Below are 4838 nucleotides of genomic sequence, written 5' to 3' on the forward strand. Positions count from 1 at the left end.
TCGAGACGCTGCACTACGAGGCCCTCACCCGAGAGCCCGCACCCACAAAGTAGCGGCAGAGAACCCGGGCCGATTCATCCTCCTACCCGCTAATCCTGCTGCTTGATGAGCCTGGGCTGAGTCTGCATGCCACGGCTCAGCATGACCTCCTGCGATTCATCCGGGAACGCCTCGCTCCCGAGCACCAAGTGCTCTTCACCACGCACTCGCCCTGCGTAACGTCATCGGCTCGATGGACCTCGAGCAGACGCTCACCAGCCGCGACCAGATCAACGGCCAGCTGCGCGGCGTCCTCGACGAGGCCACCGGCCGCTGGGGCATCCGCGTCAACCGGGTGGAGCTCAAGGCGATCGACCCGCCGGCCAGCGTCCAGGGCTCGATGGAGCAGCAGATGCGCGCCGAGCGTGACCGCCGTGCGGCGATCCTCACGGCCGAGGGTGTCAAGCAGTCCCAGATCCTCACCGCCGAGAGTGAGAAGCAGGCCGCGATCCTGCGCGCCGAGGGGCAGGCGCAGTCCGCGATCCTCCAGGCCCAGGGTGAGTCGCGCGCCATCCTCCAGGTCTTCGACGCGATCCACCGCGGCAAGCCCGACTCCAAGCTGCTCGCCTACCAGTACCTGCAGATGCTGCCCGAGCTGGCCAACGGCACCTCGGACAAGCTGTGGGTCATCCCCACCGAGTTCACCGCGGCGCTGGGCACCATCGCCCGCGGCTTCGGCGGCTCGCCCGGCGGTAGCGGCCCGTCCGACGACGACGACTCCGGACCCACGCCCGAGGTCGACTTCGGCCCGGGTGGCCCGATGATGGCCTCCGGGCTGGCCGAGACCAGTCTGCAGGACCCCGACGAGGCGCTTGCCCAGGCCCGCAGCGAGGCGCAGCAGGCGACCTCCGAGGCGACCGCGGCCGGTGAGCGCTCCGGCAGCCCGTTCTCCCGCTCGGCCGAGCGCGGGCAGCGGCCCGCCGAGAGCGAGCGGCGCGACGCCGGACGGACCCGGCCGCGCGACGAGTCGCGGTTCGCGCCGCCGGCCGGGACCGTGCCGGGGCAGGAGTTCCCGCCCCCGCCGCCGAGCGCGAACCAGCCCGGCCCGACCGCGGGTCCGCCGAGCACCGCGGTGCCGCCGGCGCCCGACACTCCGCCGGCGCCCGACGCGCCTCCGCCCGCCCGGCCGGAAGGCGACGAGGAGCGGCCGGGTCAGTAGGGCACTGGCCCGCCTCGCCACCTGCGACCGGTGAACCTGGCCCATCCACGGACAGAGTTCACCGGTCGCAGGCGTCGGGGCCGTCGGCGTGGATCAGCCGCCGCCGTCACCCAGACTTGCCCGCGGGTGCAGTCTCAGCTCTGACGCAGGTCCGGGTGCTCCGGCGAGGGTGCTGCCGAGGCTCTTCGTGACGGCGAGCATGAGGCGGGCGCAGATCACGTCGAGATCGAAGGAGATCGTCGCGAGCTCCGGTTGTGCGAGTCGCCCGGCGGGGATGTCGTCGACGCCGATGACCGCGAGCCGTGCGGGCACCTCGATGCCGGCGGCCCGGGCAGCAGTGAGCACGGCCAGAGCGACGTCGTCGTTGTGGGCGCACACCCCGGTGACACCGGCCTCGACGCACGAGCGGAGCTCCGCCGTCGATACCGCGCCACTCGGGGACCCCAGGATCAGGGGATCGGGCAGCGCCAGCTCGCGGCAGACGGCCGTCACCCCGGAGAGGCGCCCCTCGGCCAGGCCGGTGAGGCGAGGGTCCGCCGGGAGCGCGTACGCGAGCCGCTGACGTCCGGCGGCCACCATCGCCTCGGCCTGGGCGCGTCCGACCGCCGCAGTCGGAACGGGCACGTCGTGGACTCCGTCGGCGTCCCGTGCCGATGAGTGCGAGACCGTCCACCGCGCCACGGGGATCCGTAGCTCACGGATCGGGTCGATGCGCTCGGGGTCGAGGTCGACGAGGACGATGACGGCTGCCGGCAGCAGCTCCCGGCAGAGAGCACCGAGGTCGTCACCTGCGAACGAGAGCTTGGCGAGCAGGTGCAGGCCGGCGCGTGAGCAGGCCGTGGTCAGTCGCTCGAGCAGCCCGACGAGGACGGGGCCCACCGGGACGTCGGGGACGACGAGCAGCACGAGGTCGCTGCGTCCCCGGGCGAGCGCGCGGGCGGCACCCGATCGGACGTAGCCGAGCTCGGCGGCGGCGGCACGCACGCGTTCGCGCGTGTGTTCCGGGATGCTCTGACCGGGCTTGTCGTTGAGGACGTAGCTCACGGTTGCCGTGGACACGCCGGTTGCGGAGGCGACGTCCGCCAACGTCGGGCGTCGCACCACTGCCTCACCTCCGTGACGAGGATCACGAACCGGATGAACTGCCCACCCTTGTCGGGTGCGCGACTCCACCCTATATTAGTTATGCGCATAAGTGCAGCGCTTACGTTTCCAATGGAGGAGATTGGCATGCCCACGAACAGCCGTGCCTGGTGGCACGAGGCGGTTGTCTACCAGATCTACGTGCGTTCCTTCGCCGACGCCGACGGCGACGGTCTCGGGGACCTCGCGGGTGTCCGCTCGCGCCTCGACCATCTCGAGAGCCTCGGGGTCGACGTCATCTGGCTCACGCCCTTCTACCCCTCGCCCATGGCGGACAACGGGTACGACGTCAGTGACTACGAGGCGGTGGACCCGCGCTTCGGTTCCGAGGGGGACCTCGACGATCTCATCGCCGACATCCACCGCCGTGGTATGAGGGTGATCATCGATGTGGTCCTCAACCACACGTCGATCGACCATCCATGGTTCGTGGAGTCGCGCAGCACGCGCTCGTCGTCTCGACGCGACTGGTACATCTGGCGGCCCCCGAGGGACGGGGTGGAACCAGGCACGCCCGGCGCGGAGCCGACGAACTGGCTCGGCTTCTTCGCCCAGCCGACGTGGACGTACGACGAGGAGAGCGGTGAGTACTACCTTCACCTCTTCGCCCCGGAGCAGCCCGACCTCAACTGGGAGAACCAGGAGGTTCGCCAAGCGCTCTACGCGATGCTGCGCCGCTGGCTCGCCCGCGGCGTCGACGGGTTCCGCCTCGATGTCATCAACCTCATCTCCAAGAGGTATCCGCTGCAGGACGTGCCGACGCCGCACTCGAGCCACTACGGTGATGCCTCCTCGCAGTACACCTGCGGGCCACGGATGCTCGAGTTCCTCGACGAGCTGCGGGACCAGGTGTTCGACACCGCCGAGAAGACCCTGCTCACGGTGGGCGAGATGCCGGGGGCGACCGTCGAGGACGGGCTCGCCGTCACCGGCGGTGAGCGCCCCCGCCTCAGCATGATCTTCACGTTCGAGCACATGGACGTCGATCACGCGCCCGGCTGGGGCGGACGGTACGAGCCGAGGCCGTTCGACCTGCTCGCGCTGAAATCGACCATGGCACGCTGGCAGGAAGGACTGGGCCGTTCCGGGTGGAACAGTCTCTACTTCGGCAACCACGACCAGGCCCGCGTCGCCTCCCGCTTCGGTTCCCGGTCGCCGGCGCACGCGGTCGCCTCGGCGAAGATGCTCGCCACGGTTCTCCACCTGCACCGTGGGACGCCATACGTCTACCAGGGCGACGAGATCGGCATGCGCAACTACCCGTTCGCGAGCATCGAGCAGTTCGCCGACATCGATGCGCACAACTCGTGGGCGTACGGCCGGGCACTGGGTGTCCTGCCGGAACGGCTCCTTGCGGGCCTGCGCCAGAACGGCCGCGACAACGCTCGCACGCCCATGCAGTGGGACGCGTCGGAGCACGGGGGATTCACCACCGGTACTCCGTGGCTGCCGCTCAACCCGAACACCTCCGAGGTCAACGTCGAGGCTCAGATCGACGACGCGGACTCGGTCCTCGCCCACTACCGACGCCTCATCGAGCTGCGTCACAGCAGTGACATCGTGGTCTTCGGTGACTACCGCCTCCTCGCCCGCGACCACGAGTACCTGTACGCCTTCGAGCGGACGCTCGGCGACGAGCGATGGATCGTGGTCGCGAACTTCTCCGACGAGGAGCTCGATGTCGCTGCGGCTCTCGGCGGCGCCGTCGGTGCCGCCGAGCTGATACTCGGGACTCACCACGAGCCGCCCGAGGGTGCGGTCCTGCAGCGGCTGCGCCCCTGGGAGGCCCAGATCTGCCGTGTGCTCAAGGGGAGTGAGCAGTGATGGCATCGACCCCCTCGGCATCGGTGAGCAAGAGGCTCGTCCTGGTCACGGTGACCGCAGCGCTGGGCTTCTTCCTCTTCGGCTACGACACGGCCGTCATCAACGGGGCTATCGACGCGCTCGCCGACCACTACGGCCTCGGCAGTGGCCTCAAGGGCTTCGCGGTCTCCTCTGCCCTGCTCGGTTGCGTCATCGGCGCGTGGTTCGCCGGCCCGCTGTCGAACCGCGTCGGCCGGGTGCCAGTCATGCTCACCTCGTCCGTCCTCTTCCTCGTGTCGGCGATAGGTACTGGCCTCGCGTTCGGCATCACCGATCTCATCGTGTGGCGGGTCGTCGGCGGTCTCGGAGTCGGCGCCGCCTCCGTCATCGCCCCCACCTACATCGCCGAGATCTCTCCAGCACACATGCGCGGGCGCCTCGCCTCGGTGCAGGGCCTCGCGGGTGTCACCGGCATCGCGGTCTCGCTCTTCGTCGATGCCGGCCTGGCGTGGCAGGCCGGCGGTGCCGCGAACCCCCTCTGGTTCGACCTGCCCGCGTGGCGGTGGATGTTCATCCTCGAGGCGGTTCCGGCCATCGCCTACGGCGTCGCCGCACTGAGCCTGGATCCGCCGGCCGGATTTTGGGTGCGTTTTGCGGGAGGTCGGGAGGGGATTTGGAGGGCGTTTCTGGTGAA

General features: G+C 70.0%; 3 protein-coding genes and 1 pseudogene. 3 read left to right on the forward strand and 1 reads right to left on the reverse strand.

Annotated features, from left to right (window positions below; all coding sequences use genetic code 11):
- Positions 1 to 211 precede the first annotated feature (211 nt).
- Positions 212 to 1198 (forward strand): annotated as a pseudogene (locus tag ACHUEU_RS16355) (SPFH domain-containing protein); the annotation flags it as partial.
- 93 nt (positions 1199 to 1291) lie between these two features.
- Here ACHUEU_RS16355 and ACHUEU_RS16360 read toward each other — a convergent pair.
- Positions 1292 to 2257, reverse strand: coding sequence for a LacI family DNA-binding transcriptional regulator (locus tag ACHUEU_RS16360; protein WP_463454942.1), 966 nt, complete (start codon positions 2255 to 2257; stop codon positions 1292 to 1294).
- Positions 2258 to 2428: 171 nt separating this feature from the next.
- Between ACHUEU_RS16360 and ACHUEU_RS16365 the strand changes: the two genes are divergently transcribed.
- Entirely contained in the window at positions 2429 to 4165 is a 1737-nt protein-coding gene (locus ACHUEU_RS16365) for a glycoside hydrolase family 13 protein (protein ID WP_189694447.1), read from the forward strand.
- A partial coding sequence (locus ACHUEU_RS16370; protein WP_394217151.1) for an MFS transporter occupies positions 4165 to 4838 on the forward strand: 674 nt, incomplete at its 3' end. The genes ACHUEU_RS16365 and ACHUEU_RS16370, both read left to right, overlap by 1 nt.

It is taken from the genome of Brachybacterium vulturis (assembly GCF_043641765.1).
Lineage (GTDB): Bacteria > Actinomycetota > Actinomycetes > Actinomycetales > Dermabacteraceae > Brachybacterium > Brachybacterium vulturis_A.

What these genes read in the sequence shown, in the direction of transcription:
- ACHUEU_RS16365 (WP_189694447.1), top strand. Translation starts at nt 2,429, where the DNA reads ATGCCCACGAACAGCCGTGCCTGGTGGCACGAGGCGGTTGTCTACCAG.